This is a genomic window from Acinetobacter sp. WCHAc010034 (assembly GCF_001696615.3).
GTDB lineage: Bacteria > Pseudomonadota > Gammaproteobacteria > Pseudomonadales > Moraxellaceae > Acinetobacter.
Map to the genome: position 1 here is coordinate 2044714 of NZ_CP032279.1, position 16970 is coordinate 2061683.

15 protein-coding genes are annotated in these 16970 nt (G+C 53.2%); 5 read left to right on the forward strand and 10 right to left on the reverse strand.

Going from position 1 to position 16970, the window contains the following annotated elements; genetic code table 11:
• Nucleotides 1-157: 157 nt before the first annotated feature.
• Nucleotides 158-724 carry an FMN-dependent NADH-azoreductase gene (locus BEN74_RS11355; protein ID WP_068913472.1) on the forward strand — a complete coding sequence of 189 codons (567 nt, stop codon included), beginning with the start codon at nucleotides 158-160 and terminating at the stop codon, nucleotides 722-724.
• 114 nt (nucleotides 725-838) lie between these two features.
• On the opposite strand, the gene BEN74_RS11360 is transcribed toward BEN74_RS11355, so the two are convergent.
• Entirely contained in the window at nucleotides 839-1750 is a 912-nt protein-coding gene (locus BEN74_RS11360; RefSeq protein ID WP_068913474.1) for an alpha/beta hydrolase fold domain-containing protein, read from the reverse strand.
• 156 nt (nucleotides 1751-1906) lie between these two features.
• Between BEN74_RS11360 and BEN74_RS11365 the strand changes: the two genes are divergently transcribed.
• Nucleotides 1907-2344, forward strand: coding sequence for a DUF2147 domain-containing protein (locus tag BEN74_RS11365; protein WP_068913476.1), 438 nt, complete (start codon nucleotides 1907-1909; stop codon nucleotides 2342-2344).
• A 499-nt stretch (nucleotides 2345-2843) separates the two neighbouring features.
• Here the strand turns inward: BEN74_RS11365 and BEN74_RS11370 are convergent, their stop codons facing one another.
• Entirely contained in the window at nucleotides 2844-3191 is a 348-nt protein-coding gene (locus BEN74_RS11370; RefSeq protein ID WP_068913478.1) for a Spx/MgsR family RNA polymerase-binding regulatory protein, read from the reverse strand.
• Nucleotides 3192-3717: 526 nt separating this feature from the next.
• Nucleotides 3718-4536 (reverse strand): exodeoxyribonuclease III, encoded by an 819-nt coding sequence (locus BEN74_RS11375; protein WP_068913480.1) that lies wholly within the window; start codon nucleotides 4534-4536, stop codon nucleotides 3718-3720.
• 39 nt (nucleotides 4537-4575) lie between these two features.
• On the opposite strand from BEN74_RS11375, the gene pyrE reads away from it, so the two are divergent.
• Nucleotides 4576-5226: an orotate phosphoribosyltransferase gene (pyrE, locus tag BEN74_RS11380; RefSeq protein WP_068913482.1), complete on the forward strand. Its 651-nt coding sequence runs from the start codon at nucleotides 4576-4578 to the stop codon at nucleotides 5224-5226.
• A gap of 90 nt (nucleotides 5227-5316) precedes the next feature.
• Here pyrE and BEN74_RS11385 read toward each other — a convergent pair whose 3' ends face one another.
• Nucleotides 5317-7602, reverse strand: coding sequence for a TonB-dependent receptor (locus BEN74_RS11385; protein WP_068913484.1), 2286 nt, complete (start codon nucleotides 7600-7602; stop codon nucleotides 5317-5319).
• Between the two features lie 210 nt (nucleotides 7603-7812).
• On the reverse strand, nucleotides 7813-8007 hold the full coding sequence (locus BEN74_RS11390; protein ID WP_068913486.1) for a DUF3565 domain-containing protein: 195 nt from the start codon (nucleotides 8005-8007) through the stop codon (nucleotides 7813-7815).
• A 239-nt stretch (nucleotides 8008-8246) separates the two neighbouring features.
• Between BEN74_RS11390 and gshB the strand changes: the two genes are divergently transcribed.
• Nucleotides 8247-9197: a glutathione synthase gene (gshB, locus tag BEN74_RS11395; RefSeq protein WP_068913569.1), complete on the forward strand. Its 951-nt coding sequence runs from the start codon at nucleotides 8247-8249 to the stop codon at nucleotides 9195-9197.
• A gap of 192 nt (nucleotides 9198-9389) precedes the next feature.
• Here gshB and BEN74_RS11400 read toward each other — a convergent pair whose 3' ends face one another.
• A complete protein-coding gene (locus tag BEN74_RS11400) occupies nucleotides 9390-10901 on the reverse strand; it encodes an aldehyde dehydrogenase family protein (protein WP_068913488.1) in 1512 nt (503 codons plus the stop codon).
• A 294-nt stretch (nucleotides 10902-11195) separates the two neighbouring features.
• Between BEN74_RS11400 and BEN74_RS11405 the strand changes: the two genes are divergently transcribed.
• A complete protein-coding gene (locus BEN74_RS11405) occupies nucleotides 11196-12383 on the forward strand; it encodes a transcriptional regulator (protein WP_068913490.1) in 1188 nt (395 codons plus the stop codon).
• A gap of 6 nt (nucleotides 12384-12389) precedes the next feature.
• Here the strand turns inward: BEN74_RS11405 and BEN74_RS11410 are convergent, their stop codons facing one another.
• The 4 genes from BEN74_RS11410 to BEN74_RS11425 all read right to left on the reverse strand — a co-directional run bounded on the left by BEN74_RS11410 (nucleotide 12390) and on the right by BEN74_RS11425 (nucleotide 16969).
• Nucleotides 12390-13358: an alpha/beta hydrolase gene (locus BEN74_RS11410; RefSeq protein WP_068913492.1), complete on the reverse strand. Its 969-nt coding sequence runs from the start codon at nucleotides 13356-13358 to the stop codon at nucleotides 12390-12392.
• Nucleotides 13359-13547: 189 nt separating this feature from the next.
• Nucleotides 13548-14759, reverse strand: coding sequence for an iron-dependent methanol dehydrogenase (mdh, locus tag BEN74_RS11415; protein ID WP_068913494.1), 1212 nt, complete (start codon nucleotides 14757-14759; stop codon nucleotides 13548-13550).
• 387 nt (nucleotides 14760-15146) lie between these two features.
• Entirely contained in the window at nucleotides 15147-15956 is an 810-nt protein-coding gene (locus BEN74_RS11420) for an ABC transporter ATP-binding protein (RefSeq protein ID WP_068913496.1), read from the reverse strand.
• Nucleotides 15953-16969 (reverse strand): FecCD family ABC transporter permease, encoded by a 1017-nt coding sequence (locus BEN74_RS11425; protein WP_068913498.1) that lies wholly within the window; start codon nucleotides 16967-16969, stop codon nucleotides 15953-15955. Before BEN74_RS11425 ends, BEN74_RS11420 begins: the two co-directional genes overlap by 4 nt.
• Between the last annotated feature and the right edge of the window lies 1 nt (nucleotide 16970).

The following is a 16970-nucleotide window of genomic DNA, read 5'->3' on the forward strand; positions in this document are numbered from 1 at the left end:
GATAATGGCTGTTTTTTAGCCGTACAGCGCCTTGCGGCGGGCTGCGCGCGGCATTGTTGCATATTTAAAACAGTGTGTTTTGACGCTGATGATTATTTCATTTCCGCAATTTTGTAGACTGCGCTTAATCAAGCAATTACAGCAATAGGGTTTCATCATGAAAGTTTTACATATTGATTCCAGCATCATGGGCGGCGCTTCAGTTTCACGCCAGCTCAGCCAGGCGATTGTCGTGCAGCTCACGGCCAAGCATGCAGGTGCGCAAGTGGACTATCTGGATCTGGCGCAGCAGCCGATTCCGCATTTAACGGCTGAAATCCTGATGGGACAGGATGCCGAGCAGGCCGCTTTAGGCGAAAAAATTATTCAGCAGTATCTGGATGCTGATGTAGTAGTAGTAGGCGCTGCCATGTACAACTTTGGCCTGTCTTCCACGCTGAAGGCGTGGATTGACCGCATCAGCGTTGCCGGAAAAACCTTTAAATACACCGAAAATGGCCCTGTCGGCTTGGCCGGCAATAAAAAAGCCTATATCGCCAGCAGCCGCGGCGGGGTTTACGGCGCAGACAGCCCGGCCGATTTTCAGGAGGGCCTGCTGCAAACCGTATTCGGCTTTACCGGGGTGAATGATGTGGAAATCATCCGCGCGGAAGGCGTCAATATGGGCGCTGAAATGAAGGATAAGGCGCTGGCCGATGCCATGGCGCAAATTCAGGCAATTTAATGCAGGCGCTGTAAGTTAAGCTGAAGCTTCTCCCCCATATCCGCTTCAGCTTGCGCTTTTTTCCGGCCAGCTTCAGCTGGCCGTTTTTTATTGCTCAGTTTTTTTAAATAAAGTTCAGTCCTGATCCAGGCGGTGCGCAAAAGCGGCCAAGTCTGCCAGCGCGCGCCGGCCTTCTGCAAACCAGGCGCTGAACATCTGAAAATTGTGCCACATGCCGGTGTAGATTTTGAATTCAACCGCTAAGCCGGCTTCCGCTGCTTTGTCCTTGAAGCGCTGCGCATCGCCCAGCAGGATTTCCTTGGAGCCTGCCTGCACATGTATCGGCGGCAGTCCGGCCAAGTCGGCAAAAAAAGGCGAAACGGCAGGATCTGCGCGGTCAACGGATTTGGGCACATAGTAGTGAATGCCGGCTTCCAGCGCTTCAATGCTCAGCAGCGCGTCATGCTTGCCGTTATAGCGCAGCGATTCGCTACTGAGGGTCAAGTCCAGCAGAGGCGACAGCAGAATCAAGCCGCTGGCCTGCGGCAGCTGTTCCTGCCGCAGCTTCAGGGCCAGGGCCAGCGCCAGATTGGCGCCGCAGGAATCGCCGGATAAGATAATGTCCTTGGCCTGCACGCCCTGATCCAGCAGCTGGCAGTAGGCGTCAAACAGCGCATCCAGGGCTTCCGGGTACGGATGCTCTGGCGACAGCGGATAGTCCAGATGCAGCACCTGCATCTGCGTGCGCGCCGCCACTTGAGTCAAAAAGGCGCGGTGGGTATTCAGTGAGCCGAGGAAAAATGCGCCGCCGTGGATGTGGAAAATCAGCTGGGTGGCCTGCCGCTGCGGCTTCAGCTCTTCGGCGCGCAGCCCCGCCATGCGCAGGCGGCGGATCTGCACATCCGGATTTTTCGGAATGGCGCGGCACAGCTGTTCCAGGGCAAAGCGCATGGCGCCGGGCGGCAAATTCAGCTGGCTGGGCGCGCGGATGGCGGTTTTCAAAAAACCTTCTGTAATTAATTGTTTAGTCAGCGGCGATATCTTCATTTTGTTTCCATTTTTTTATCTTTTCTGGCGCATATTTGCTTATTTACCAATACAACTTACAAGGTTACACTAAATAGTCACATTCAAAAATTGCAAATTTACTGTGACTTTTTAATACTGTAAGCCGTCTATACCAGACCAGGGAAATAAACAACAATGAAAAAAATTGCGTTAGCATTAGGATTACTCGGATTGACTGCGTTGGCAAATGCAGCTGACCCTTTAAACGGCACAACTTGGAAAACGATTGATGACAAAACCAAGCAGCCGAAAGCGATTGTAAAATTTACTGAACAGAAAAACGGCACGCTGACTGCAAGCATTCAGCAGATTTTGACCAAAGGGGAAGAGAATGCCTGCACCAAATGCGAAGGCCCTTACCATAACAAATCATTGAAAGGCCTGCGTATTGTCAGCGGCCTTAAAAATGCCGGCGGCGCAAGTTATGAAGACGGCACAATTCTGGACCCGCAGTCCGGCAAAACCTATAAACTGAAAGGCCAGCTGGCCGATGGCGGCAAAAAGCTTGAGCTGCGCGGCTTTATCGGCGTTGCTGTGCTGGGCCGCAACCAGACTTGGGTCCGCGCCAACTAAGCGGGGCCGGCCGGGCTGCATCAAGCGCCGGACAGGGATTAAACAGAAAAGCCTGACGCAAGTCAGGCTTTTTTAATATGCGGCCGGCGGCTAATGCTGATCAGTTAAGAAGTTTTGCAATAAACTTCTTAATCTTTGGGGCTATTCACGGCGGAGTCTTACCGTTGTTAAATCGAATATTCGGAGCTCGTTTTGTTCCTTGCGAAACCGTGTTTCTCATTCGCCAAATGAGAAGCGAAGCTTCGCAAGGAAAGCATCTTGCAGCGCATGCGCCTCACCGCGAAACCTGTTCATATTCTGCACTTAAATGATTTTGTTGCAAAAACACTCCATTTAAAAGGCCATCGCTTCGCCTTGCGCTTCGAATAAAAGCAGTGCTTTGTTTTTGCTCAGGTTGCGGATGACGCTTCCGTGTATCAAATAATATCGCAAGTTCAAAAAAGAAAAAGCCAGTCAATTTCTTAACTGACTGGCATTACGGCCGGAGGCGGCATTTATATTATTTCAATGCGCGGTACGCCGCCTCATCAAAGCCGACAATATAGCCTTGCTGCGTTTGCAGCACCGGGCGCTTAATCAGGCTGCTGTGCGTCGCCAGCGCGTCAATCAGGCCGGCTTCGCTGGCAAGCGCCGCCTGCTGCTGCTGTTCACTGAGCTTTTTCCAGGTGGTGCCTTTTTTATTCAGGATGACGTCCTGGCCTTTGGCGTCCAGCCATGCCTTGAGGCTGCCGGCATCAATGCCCTGTTTTTTGTAGTCATGAAATTCGTAGGCCAGGCCCAGCTCATTCAGCAGGTCGAAGGCTTTTTTCATGGAGCTGCAGTTTTTGATGCCGTAAATTTTAAGCATAGCGGAGAGTCCTAAGGAAGTTTAAGCGGGTGCAGTTGAATCATGCAATGCCGGACAGGTTAGCGAAAAATGGCGCAAAGCTCTATGCCTTGCGCCGGAAGATTTAAGCATAAGCTGCGCGGCCCGCCGCGGAGGCTGTCATGAAAGCGACATGAATGGCGGTTAAGCTGTGCTTAAAAGAAAAAGCCTGAATCTGAAAGGCGGAAAATAATCGGGCGTGCGGAAATTCATGCTGAAAAGATAAAAAAACAGCAGGCGCAGAAAAGAGAAAACCCGCATTTAATCATCCTGATCATGCGGGTCTCATTACAACGTCCAATGTCACATCCTTGAAAACCGGCTGAATCTCGCAGCCTGTTTTGTGTTCTTCCTACGGCGTCCTGTCCTTTTGTGTCATCCTGACATATCCCTGTGCCGTGCAACAATAATGCACTTAAAAGATGTATATAAAAAGCAACAAATTCGGCAGATGATGTAATCCATATGCCTGCATTGAGTGAACAAATGTTCACTCAGTCGGCATTTTTTACAGCTTATAGTCAATAATAACAGGCGCATGGTCGCTGAACCATTGCTCTTTATAGACCCATGCGTTTACGGCGCGCTCTTTCCAGTCCGGCGAGCAAGCATGGTAGTCAATGCGCCAGCCGACGTTCTTGGCGCGGGCCTGGCCGCGGTTCGACCACCATGAATACAGCTCGGCTTCCTTGCGTACTTCGCGGAAAGTGTCGACATAGCCTAAATCATCATAAATATGGTCCAGCCATGCGCGCTCATGCGGCAGGCAGCCGGAAGATTTTTGGTTGCCCGACCAGTTTTTAATGTCAATGCGCTTATGCACAATGTTGTAGTCGCCGCAGACAATCACCGACCTGCCTTCTTCGCGCCACTGCTTCAGGATCTGCTGGTATTCATTCAGGAAGTGGTCTTTGCGCGCCTGAGCTTCTTCGCCCGAAGAGCCGGAAGGCAGGTACAGCGAGCAGATATGCACGTTCTGCTCCAGGCCCAGATTGAACTCGGCGCTGATGAAGCGGCCCTGCGAGTCGGCCAGCTCAAAGCCTAGGCCGTCTTGCACCGAAACAAAGGGCAGGCGGCTGTAAATGGCGGTGCCGGCATAGCCTGCGCGTTCGGCAGGGAACAGGTGCGCATGCCAGCCTTCAGGCTTGAATTTGTCAGTCCACTGGGCATGGGTGATGCGGCTTTCCTGCATGCAGATTACGTCGGCATCCGACTGTTCCAGCCATTCCAGCAAGCCTTTGGTGACCGATGAACGCAAGCCGTTTACGTTAATTGAAACCACTCTTAGAATTTTTTGATCACTCGGATAGCTACTCTTTGGTATCATGCTCGGGTTTAACCTCAACTTAAAAAAATGGAGCACCCCATGACAGCGCAAGCGGCATTTAACCCACAGGCTTTTATTGAACTCGCATTATCGCGCGGCGTGCTTAAATTTGGTGAGTTTACTTTAAAATCGGGCCGGGTGAGTCCTTATTTTTTCAATGCCGGCTTATTGAACGACGGTGAAGCGCTGTCGCTGCTGGCTTCCGGCTACGCGGCCGAACTGATGGAATGCAGCAATGTTGAAGTGGTTTTTGGCCCGGCTTACAAAGGCATTCCATTTGTCGCAGCGACTGCCGTTGCGCTGTCGCAGAATCACGGCGTGAGCGTGCCTTGGGGCTTTAACCGTAAAGAAGCCAAAGATCATGGCGAAGGCGGCGTGCTGGTCGGCGCATCGGTCGCCGGCAAAAAAGTCTGGATTATTGACGATGTGATTACCGCTGGCACAGCGATCCGTGAAGTGGTGACGATTCTTAAAAACGCCGGCGCGCAAATTGCCGGGGTGCTGGTGGCTTTAGACCGTCAGGAAAAAGGTCAGGGCGAGCTGTCCGCCATTCAGGAAGTGCAGAAAGAGCTGGAAATTCCAGTGCATGCCTTAATTACGATGAAGGATTTGATGGATTATCTGGATGCAAAAGGCGAAAAAGAGTCTTTGGCGAAGATGGAAGCCTACCGCGTGAAGTACGGCATTTAAGCCCGGGCTGAAGCGCCTGAATTCGGCTTGAAATGCCGGAGGCGGGTGGAAAAAAAGGCATCTTTTGATGCCTTTTTTGCAATTAAGCGCTTAGAATTGATAGTTCAGGCGCATTAAGAAGCTGCGCGGCGTGCCCGGCATGGAGTCTGAGCGCCAGTATTCTTTATTGGTCAGGTTGCTCACGGCCAAAGTCACATTCCACGGGTCGGCGCTGTAGCCAATCGCGGCATCGGCGCGCGCGAATGCCTTCATGTCAACAGGCGTATTGCCCAAGTTGCCATTCGGGTAGGCGCTGTAATCGCCGACATAGGTAACGCCAACTTCGCCGTAGATTTTGTCTGTCGGCAAATAGCGCACAAACAGATTGCCTGTATGCTCAGGCGCATTGTTCAGGACTTTATTGACGTTGGCTGGAGTTTGAGTGTCCTGCTTAACTTTTGCATCCAGATAGCCGTATCCGCCGCGCACAAAGACATTATTCAGCACCTGGCCGATAAAGCTGAACTCCACTCCCTTGGACTGATGTTCGCCGGCAGTGGCCCATTCTTCAGGCTTAGTCTGATCCGGCAAATAGCGGATGTTATTTTTGCGGATATCAAAAACAGAGAACTGCGTATTCAGGCGGTTGTCCAGCCAGTCGCTTTTAACGCCAATCTCGTACTGTTCATTATATTGCGGTTCAGCATTAAATACCGCCATATTCTGACTTGATGAAGAAACTGCATTGACGCCCATAGAGCCGCCAAATGGCGCAAAGCTCTTATTGTATGAGGCATAGAAACTATGCTGCTGCGTTGGCTGCCATATAAGGCCGATGTTCGGGCTGAAGCTTTCCGCATCAATGCTGCGGCTGTAGTTTTTATCCGAAGGGGCCAATAGCTTATTGGTGGTCGATGTTTCGTAATAATCATAGCGCGCGCCGAGCATCAGCTTAAAATACTCATTCAGGCTGATTAAGTCCTGCGCGAAAAAGCCTAAGCTTGTGCCTTCATTGTAGTTGTGCTGAGTAATGGTTTTGGCGCTATCACGGTTGCTTTGCGTCAGCTGGCCTGTAATAGGGTCATAAAAGCCGTCAATGCGGCTGCCGTCGGCATTTTTATTGGAGAGTTTCGGCTCCCTCTGCTCATAGGTCCAGTCGGCGCCCAGCAGAAGATTGTGTTTAATTGCGCCGGTGTTAAATTCGCCGCTGATATCCCATGTATTGGCAGTGGTTTTATTTGCAGTCTGCTGCCAGTAGTAGGTTTGCGAAATCTTGCCGACATTGTTATTGCAGCGGCGCTGGTCTAAAGGCGTAAAGCTTGCGCCGGCTTTATTGCTTTCGCCGTTGCTGACGGTATCAGCCGCTGAGCAGTACGTTCCGCCGTAGAAATGGTCAAAGTTCTGTTCGGCCTGCCTGTGGCTGGCAGCCCAATGGAAGGCCCAGTTCGGAGCAAATTCATAGCGCAGGTCAGAGCGGATAACCTGCAGCTCATCATTGATATAGTCGCCATCCTGCGCAAAACCGGTTTTTATTGAGGTTCCGGCAGGCAAGATGCTGGAGCTTGGCCCGCGGTCAGGCACGCGGTGCAGCTTGTCATAAGTGTACTGGGCGGTCCAGGTCAGCGTTTCATCATCATTTTTATAAGTGAAGCTTGGTGACAGCATTTCAATTTTATTTTCAATGCCTGAGCGGAAGCTGCCGGATTCGCCGTATTCCCCAGTCAGGCGCACAGCCAGATTGTCATTCAGCACCTGGTTGATATCGGCAGTTGCGCCGTAATTATCATAAGAGCCCGCATAAGTGCCGACCGAGCTTTTGGAGTCAAAGTTGGCAAACTTGCTGACCATGTTGACCACGCCGCCGCCCGCGCTGCGGCCGTATAGTACCGATGCCGGGCCTTTCAGAATTTCGATGCGCTCAATATTGGCGGTGCTGCGGCGCACCTGGCCGCTTTCACGCACGCCGTCGCGGTAAATATCGCCTGAGTCTGCAGAAAAGCCGCGCAAGGTGATGCCGTCACCGCGAGTATCATAGCTGGTGGAAACCCCCGGCGTGCCCTGCAGCATGACGCTGAGGTCGTTTGAACCGTAAATTTTGTATTTCTGCACGTCAATGGTGTCAACGGTCTGCGGAATGTCTTTCTTTTTTAAGCCGTTGCGGGTGACATTGGCCTGATCATAGTCCACATAGCTTTTAACCGGATCAAGCTCGCTCATCGCTTCAATGGTAATGGTGGAAAGAACCGCGGCATTGGCGGCGGCCGGCGCGGCCTGAGGCTGAGCGGCTGAAGGGGCATCTGCTGCATGCAGCTGATGCGCGTTCATGATCATGACGCTCAGCAGGCTGAACTGGAAGGCTTTTTGACCACGGATAAAATACGGCTGAGAACGGTGCATACTCAAGGCTCAAAGTAAGGAGAATGAATAAAAACAAAGATGAGAATTATACTCATTTGCTTCGCTTGAGCAATAAATAATGCAAAATTCACAGAATATTCAACGCGCCTTTATGCTTCTGCGAATTGCGCTGCATCTGGAAAAATCGGACGGTTTATAGAAATAACAATTTAAAACAATTGCTTAAACTTTACAGATGGGGCTGACGGCTTAGGCTGGATTGCCATCGCACTTCAGGCAGTTTAATGCCGCGCCTAGCTTGCTTTGCCTGCCGGCTTCAGTCACCACCCAGGGGCGGTTCTGCCAGGGCGGGTCATGGCGCACGTGCTGCGCATGGCCGCAGGCTAAATCCGCGACCCAGTGCTTTTCTTCATCCTGATGAAATCCGACAATGGCTTGAAGCATGGCTAACCTCATGGCAGCTGTAAATTAAAATGAGCAATACCGTCCAGCATAATCCTGCCGCCAGCAAGAAGCAAAATAAGCCGGGCATGAAATACTGCGCATGGGGCAGCGCAGGACGCTGCATTTTTCCGGTGGGGGAAAATATTTTAACTTCATCTGTTCAGCCGGTTAAAAGCAGCCGAGCCTTGCTGAAAATTCGCTATACTGATGCCAGTTCTAAAATTGAAGAGTGGAAGCACATGCGCGTACTTGTTGTGATGGACCCCATTGAAAATGTCAGCCTGAAGAAAGATACCTCTATGGCCATGCTGTGGGCCGCCGCCCGCCGCGGCCATGAATTGGGCTATGCATTGCAGCAGGATTTGTATATCGATCAGGGCAAGGCCTTTGGCCTGATTGCGCCGCTGCAGGTTTTTGAAAACAGCAGCGATTACTATGCGCTGGGCGAAAAGAAAAAAGAATCCATCGCGGACTATGATGTGGTGCTGATGCGCAAAGACCCGCCGTTTGACATGAATTTTGTGTATGCCACCTATATTCTGGAACAGGCGGAGCGCGAAGGCGCATGGATTATCAACAAGCCGCAGAGCCTGCGCGACTGCAACGAAAAGCTGTTCGCCACCCAGTTCCCTGAGCTGCAGGTGCCGACGCTGGTCACCTCGCAGCAGAGCCTGATCCGCGAATTCATTAAAGAGCATGGAGACGTGATTGTGAAGCCGCTGGACGGCATGGGCGGCATGGGGATTTTCCGCCTGTATCAGGACGGCGTGAATATTGGCTCAACCATTGAAATTCTGACCAATCACGGCGCGCAGCCGATTATGGCGCAGCGCTATATTCCGGAAATTGTCGATGGCGATAAGCGCATTCTGATGGTGAATGGCGAAGCGGTGCCTTACTGCCTGGCGCGCATTCCGCAGAACGGCGAAGTGCGCGGCAATCTGGCCGCCGGCGGCCTGGGCGAAGCGCGCCCATTGAGCGAGAATGATAAGGCGATCGCCGCCAAAATCGGGCCGTTCCTGCGTGAAAAAGGCCTGATTTTTGTCGGCCTGGATGTGATCGGCAATTATGTGACTGAAATCAATGTCACCAGCCCGACCTGCGTGCGCGAAATTGATGCGCAGTTCGGCACGTCCATTGCGGATGATCTGTTTGATGTGCTGGAAGCCGGCTTGGCAGCTAAGGGCTAGATCCTAAAACCGCGTTAAGGAAGCGCGCCGGCAGGGCGCGCTTTTTTTAATTGCCGCGCCTCGCGCAGCTGATGGCGCATAAAATTTCAGATAAAAAACGCTGAAAGCAAAAGGAACCTCAGTTGAGGTTCCTTTTGCTGGAAAGTGCAGGACAGCAGCGGAACTCAGTCCGCTGGCTGTATGCCGGAGGGCTTAGAAGAAGCCCATCGGCTTAGTTGAATAGCTCACCAGCAGGTTCTTGGTCTGCTGATAATGATCAAGCATCATTTTGTGGTTTTCACGGCCAATGCCTGATTTCTTATAGCCGCCGAACGCTGCATGCGCAGGGTAGATGTGGTAGCAGTTAGTCCATACGCGGCCGGCCTGAATCGCGCGGCCTGCGCGGTAAGAAGTATGCGCTGAACGTGACCATACTCCGGCGCCCAGGCCGTAGATGGTGTCATTGGCGATTTTCATCGCGTCATCAAAGTCTTTAAAGGTGGTCACAGACAGCACCGGGCCGAAAATTTCTTCCTGGAAAATCTTCATGCTGTTATGGCCCTTGAAGATGGTCGGCTCAATGTAGAAGCCTTCGCCGACTTCACGGCGCTCGCCGCCGCCGGTCAGCACTTGTGCGCCTTCTTCGCGGCCAGTCGCGATGCAGCCCAGAATCTTGTCCTGCTGCTCCTGCGAAGCCTGCGCGCCAATCATGGTTTCAGTGTCCAGCGGGTGGCCGGTCTTGATGCGCTTGACGCGCTCAATGGCTTTTTCAAGGAATTTGTCGGCAATGCTTTCATGCACCAGCGCGCGCGACGGGCAGGTGCAGACTTCGCCCTGATTCAGCGCAAACATCGCGAAGCCTTCCAGCGCTTTGTCCAGATAGTCATCATCTTTGTCCATCACATCTTCAAAGAAGATGTTCGGCGATTTGCCGCCGAGTTCCAGCGTTACCGGAATGATGTTTTCAGTAGCGTACTGCATGATCATCTGGCCAACCTGAGTTGAACCGGTAAAGGCGATTTTGGCAATGCGCGGGCTGGTCGCCAGCGGGCGGCCGACTTCAGCGCCGTAGCCGTTGACAATATTCAGCACGCCCGGCGGCAGCAGGTCCTGAATCAGCTCAGCCATGACTAAAATGCTGACCGGCGTCTGTTCTGCCGGCTTCAGCACAATGCAGTTGCCCGCCGCCAAAGCTGGCGCCAGTTTCCAGGCCGCCATTAAAATCGGGAAGTTCCATGGAATGATTTGGCCAACTACGCCCAAAGGCTCATGGAAATGGTAAGCGATTGTGTCTTCGTCAATTTCAGAAATGCCGCCTTCCTGCGCGCGGATGCAGCCGGCAAAGTAGCGGAAATGGTCAATGGTCAGCGGAATATCGGCTGCCAGCGTTTCACGGACCGGCTTGCCGTTGTCCCAGGTTTCCGCCACTGCTAGCAGCTCCAGGTTTTCTTCCAGGCGGTCTGCAATTTTCAGCAGCACATTGGAGCGCGTGGTCGGCGATGCGCTGTTCCATGCCGCTTTGGCTGCGTGGGCCGCGTCCAGCGCCAGCTCGATGTCGGCTGCGGAAGAGCGCGGAATTTTAGTGAATGCTTTGCCATCGACAGGGGAGAGGTTGTCGAAGTATTCTCCATTGACCGGCGGCACCCATTTGCCGCCAATGAAGTTTTCATACTGTGATTTAAACTGGACTTTTGAACCGGGCTGATTTGGATCGGCGTAACGCATATGAAAATTCCTTTGCTTATTATGGTGTGCTTCATCACAAAGCGTCTGCAGCTTTGGTATAAGGTACTTTGGTACATTATTTGATTAGCATACCTAAGCGAAGGTTGGAAAAAGGTTGGTTGAAGGACGGTTTACAGCCTTTTGACAAATAGTTACAAGAATAAAGATGACAGGGACATATGATGGAAGTCTGCCGGCACTTCGTCTATATTTGCGGCGGCGGGCAATTCAGCCGGCAGCGCAAGCCATTCGTGACGCGGCAGCAGGCTCCAGCCATAATTGAGCAGCTAAAGGATGACAGCAATGCGGAATTTAGTCGAAAAAAGGAAACAGATAGAACAGTTCAGGCAGAGCAGTAGCCTGTCGCCCCTGCATGCGGAACTGCTTGGGCAAAGCATCCTCAGTTCATGGAACCGCTCAAAGACCGCTGAAATTCCCAAAGACCGCTCGGCTGCGCCGATGCAGGCGCCGGCAAAGCAGGCGCCGACTGCGCTGCAGCATGCGCTGAAGCGCTGCGCGGAAGACTTGAAGCATATTGCGCAGCAGTCGTCTATGGTGGTGGCTGTGGGCGATGTCGGCAGCACCATTATCTGGACCGCATCCAGCCAGCAAATGCAGCGCGCCGCCGAAAGCGTGCACTTTATGGAAGGCGGGCAGTGGAAGGAAGAGCTGGTCGGCACCAATGCGCTGGCTTTGTCGCTGAAAACCCAGCAGTCCAGCTGCGTATTTTCCAATGAGCACTATATGTCATCGATTCATGACTGGGTGTGCTACGCAGCCCCGATTATTGACCCGTATTCCCGGCAGATTTTAGGCGTCATTGACTTGTCCACCACATGGGAAAACCATAACAGCCTGGGCCTGCTGGCGGCGGAGCGCTGCGCTTCTATTATTCAGCTGGCGCTGCAGGAGCAGCATCAGCAGCAGCTGTATATCCGGGCTTTTTCAGCTTCACAGGTGCTGTTCAACGGCAAAGTGCTGGTGATGACCCCGCGCCAGATTGAAATTTTAGTGATTCTGGCGCTGTGCCCGCAGGGCATGACGCTGGACACCCTGCATCAGGCTTTATATGGCGAGCGCAAGGTCAGCATCGGCACGCTGAAGGCGGAAATGTCGCAGCTGCGCGATGTGCTGGGCGGCATGCTGGGCTCAAGGCCCTACCGGATTTTAGCCAATGTTGAAGCCGACTTCCTGCAGGCCGAACAGGCGCTGGATGCCGGCTATATTGAATCTGCGCTGAAGCTGTGTTCCGGCGTATTTCTGGCGAAAACCGAAAGCCCATTTCTATGCGCATGGCGCGACTGCCTGGAATCGCGCCTAAGCGATGCGATTTTCAAGGCCAATGAAACCGATGTGCTGCTCAGGCATGTGGCGCGCTTTCCGGAAGCGATTGATGCGGTGGAGCGCCTGATTGAGCTGATGCCGAAACAGCACCCGGTGCATCAGACCCTGTTGAAGCATAAGCTCTATGCAGCCAACTGAGGCGCTTTACAGCCCCCTGCTGCTGAGCCAGCTGAACAGCTGACGGTAGACGCTGCTGCGCGCGGCTTTTTCCGACAGCACCAGGTCATGCAGGCCATTTTTAATTTCAGCAATCGTGACATCCCCCCGGATTTTTTTAGCGTATTTCCGGATATGCTTCACGCTTAAAATCACATCGCTGCTTTGCGCGTCCGTGCCCCATTTGCGCGGATTTTTAGTCTGATGCGAATGCATCACCAGCACCGGCACATCAATTTTCACCCCGCGGTGGATCTCTTTCTGCGCTTCAAAGACCGCGCTGATAAAGCTGAGCCGGACTTTCGGATAGGCCTCCTTTTTCCAGTCCAGATTGAACTGCCATTCGCCTTTCAGCGCTTTATGGATGCTGGCGGTATACCATGGGTTCAGCTCGCTGGGGAGCTGCAGGTTGGGAAAAACCTTGCCCAGGCGGCTTACATGCGGCAGCGCGAATGCGCGCTTCAGCGGATGCATATTGAAGTCATAAAACGGGCTGTTGAGCCAAAGCGCCTTAATCAAGGGATGCTCAGGATGATGGGCGGCGTACAGCGTGGCGGTCAGCCCGCCGGTGGAATGCCCGCACAGCAGCACCGCATTATGCTGTTCCGCGCCGATGATCTCGAGCGCCCGCGTGATTTCCGCATCGTATTCGGCAAGATTGCGCACATTGTAGTATTTCTGATGCGGCAGAATGGAGCGGCCGTACTTCCTTAAATCCAGCGCATAAAAATCAAAGCCGTGCTGATTGAACTGCTCGGCCATTTCGGTCTGGAAGAAATAATCAATAAAGCCGTGAATATACAGCACAGCTTTGCCGGCGCTTTGCGGGGCTTTTTTGCGGACTAAAGTGGAGGTGACTGGGCCTTCGTAATCATCCGGGAAGTGCAGGGTGGCCTGCTCATAGCCTGCGCCGAGGATGTCGGGCTGATACGCGGGAGGGGTTTGCGCTGCTGGCATAATTTGCTCTGGTTGTTATTGTCATGGATGTCCTCATCCTTGACGAAGTCCGGAACTTTGTCAACCGCAAATAAAAAAAGCAATTTAAGCGCCAGGCAAGCAGGATCGGCTTGCCCGAATGAAACAGCATGGATGGCTGTTTCATTCCGCTTAAATTGCCAAAGCAAACAAAAAGTTAAGGGAGAGAACTTAAACAGCCGCTTTAAAATTTACCACTGAAGCGCTGGATTTGAGCGCTGCCTTGAAGATATCGACTACTTGCGCATGAGTTGCTTTGCGCGGGTTGGTCAGCATGCAGGCATCTTTTTGCGCATTTTCAGACATGATGCCCAAATCCTGCTCTTTCACGCCCAGTTCAGCGAGGCTGGATGGAATGCCGATGGATGCAGACAGCTCACGGATGGCGTCAATTGCAGCATATCCAGCTTCAGTCACGGTCAGGCCGTCGGTATTGACGCCCATCAATTGCGCGATGCGCGCATAGCGGTCCGGGCAGGCAATCAGGTTGAATTCGCAGACATGCGGCAGCAGCACTGCGTTGCAGACGCCGTGCGGCAGGTTGTAGAAGCCGCCCAGCTGATGCGCCATGGCATGCACATAGCCCAGTGAGGCATTGTTGAACGCCATGCCGGCCAGATACTGCGCATAGCTCATCGCGTCGCGCGCTTCCAGGTTTTCACCGTTGGCGACCGCAGGGCTGAGCCATTCGCTGATCATAGAAATCGCTTTTTCCGCGCAGGCATCGGTAATCGGGTTAGCTGCGGTAGACACATAAGCTTCAACAGCATGCGTCAGCGCATCCATGCCGGTTGCGGCGGTTAATGCTGCCGGCTTGGCGATCATCAGCTTAGGGTCATCAATTGCAATCAGCGGGGTGCAGCGCCAGTCAACAATCGCCATTTTCACATGGGTGTCAGTATTGGTGATGATGCAGAAGCGGGTCATTTCAGACGCTGTGCCCGCTGTAGTGTTGATTGCGATCAGCGGGGTCATCGGCACGGTGCTCTTGTCGATGCCTTCGTAGTCGCGGATGTGGCCGCCGCCTGCGGTAACCAGGCCGATGCCTTTGGCGCAGTCATGCGAAGAGCCGCCGCCTAAAGACACAATAAAGTCGCAGCCGTTGTCGTTGTATTCTTTAACGCCGTTATGCACGTTGATATCGGTCGGGTTCGGTTCCGCGCCGGGGAAAATGTGGCTGTCTACGCCGGCTTCTTTCAGATAGCCCGCAATCAGGTCGGCCACGCCGAATTTGAATAAGCCTGCATCAGTTACAATCAGCGCTTTTTTTGCGCCTAAATTCTGCGCCTTGCCGCCGATTTCTTTGGCGCAGCCCGGGCCAAAAAGCGATACGCAAGGGATGTAAAAACCGTTGGTTTGATCTGCAATATTTTTAAAAGCCATGGTGCGATTCCTTCTACCATTCATTGTCGTCATTGTTATGGGTGATGCTCACCTCACCTTGGCTTGAGTATTGAATAACTGTTTAAAAAAACATACCTACCAAAGACCTACCAATGCTAGGGGATTGATGCTGCAGCGCGGTATTGTGGATTTAAGTTATTGAAATACATCTTCTAATATGTTTTTAACTGCTGCCCTGAGGCGGTAAAATCCGGCGAAGGCTGGCAGCCCTGCGCCAAGCGGCGCTGAAAATGGCCTGCAGTTATTCTGAAGCTCTTCAATGCGCCAAATGCAGTGCAATGCCTCTGCCGCCTGGATGGATTTCACCGCGGCGCTGCTGAAATTCTGAGGCTTTTATCTCGGCGGCCGGTAAGGCAGCTCCGGCATTTACGCGCATGGATTCGGATCGCCGAAATGTTCAGGGATCACCACTAAGCGCCGCAGATCCGGCTGCGCCAGGCTGCGGGCATGCTGCACTTCGACCTCGATATTGTAGAGCTGCTTGACTAAAGCCGGGGTCAGAATCTGCCTGGAATTTCCCTGCGCGATAATTTGCCCGTCCTTCAGCGCAATCATGCAGTCCGCGCAGCGGGCCGCCGTGGCTAAATCATGCAGCACCATGATGATGCTTTTACCCTGCTTGGCGAGTTCCCTGACCAGATTCAGAATATCGGCCTGATGCCCGATATCCAGCATGCTGATTGGCTCATCCAGTAAAATCAGCGGCGTCTGCTGGGCCAGCACCATGGCAATCCATGCGCGCTGGCGCTGGCCGCCGGACAGATTGCTCAGGGGAACATTCCGCATTTCGGCCAAGCCGGTGGCGGACAGTGCGTCATTAATTGCAGCCTGATCTTCAGCCCGCCACTGCTTGAACCAGCCTTGATGCGGAAACCTTCCAAAGCGCGCCAATTGCTCCACCGTCATTCCATTCGGCGCAGTGACATGCTGCGGCAGCAGGGCCAGCTGCTTGGCTAAATCGCGCTTGGCTAAGCCTTTAAGGCTATGATTTTCCCATGCCACATCGCCGTCATACTGCGGATGAATTTGCGCAATGCATTTCAGCAAGGTGGATTTGCCGCTGCCGTTGGGGCCGATTAAAACGGTGACCTGGCCCTGATTCAGTTCAATATTGATATTCTTGAGCACAGGATGCGCTTTATAAGCGGCGTTTAATTTTGAAATTTTTAAAGTCATATCCGGCTTGCATTCCGTGAGTTGCTGTATAAAAGCCACAGCAGTAAAGGCCCGCCGATCATTCCGCTGATAATGCCCGCCGGAATTTCGGCCGGAGCCAGCAATGTCCTTCCCAGCAGGTCGGCAGCGACCACCATTAAGGCGCCAATGCACAGCGCCGGGAAGACCGGGAAAAGATTCTGAGGAAAGAGTTTAAAGCTGAGGATCGGCGCTGCAATGGCGACAAATCCTATCGGGCCGGCAATGCTCACCGCGGTGCCCGCCAGAAAAGCGGCGATGCAGACCATCATGAAGCGCAGGAACGGCAGTGGCGCGCCAATGCTTTGGATGACGGCATCGGGCAGGACCGCCGCGCTGAAGAAACGCCGCCATGCAATAATCACCGAAACCAGCAGCAGGATTAAAAGAGAGGCCGGCAGCAGGACAGCGTAGCTGCGGCCAATTAAGCTTCCTGTGCTGAAAACCAGAATGCTGCTGCTGTGCATGACCGGCAAGGTCGAGAGGATCAGGTCAAAGCCGGCTTTCATCAGCGTCGCAACCCCGATGCCGATCACCAGAATGCGGTAGCCTTGCGTGCCGACGCCTCCCGCTGCAATTAAAATAATGCTGACGCAGGCCAGCGCGCCAAACAGCGCATGCCACCATTCGCCCAGCATGCCGCTGCCGGATAATAAAATGGTAAATGCCAAAGCCAGCACCGCGCTGTCGCTGATGCCGAACACATCCGGACTGGCTAAAGAGTTTTTAGTGATCAGCTGCAGCAGCAGGCCGGACAGGGCGAGGGCTGCGCCGATCAGTATGCCTGCAAGCAGGCGGGGCAGGCGGATGTTTTCAATCAGCAGCTGATCCGCCGGCTGCGCCTGATTGAGCATGACAGACCAAAGCTGCTGAAAAGAAAGCTTTATTTCCCCGTACATCAGGCTGGCCAGAATCAGGGCCAAGGCGGCCGCGCCTAAGATCAGCCAGGCTTTCCAGGCCTGGCTTGAACCGGCAAATGAAAAAGCATCTTTCATC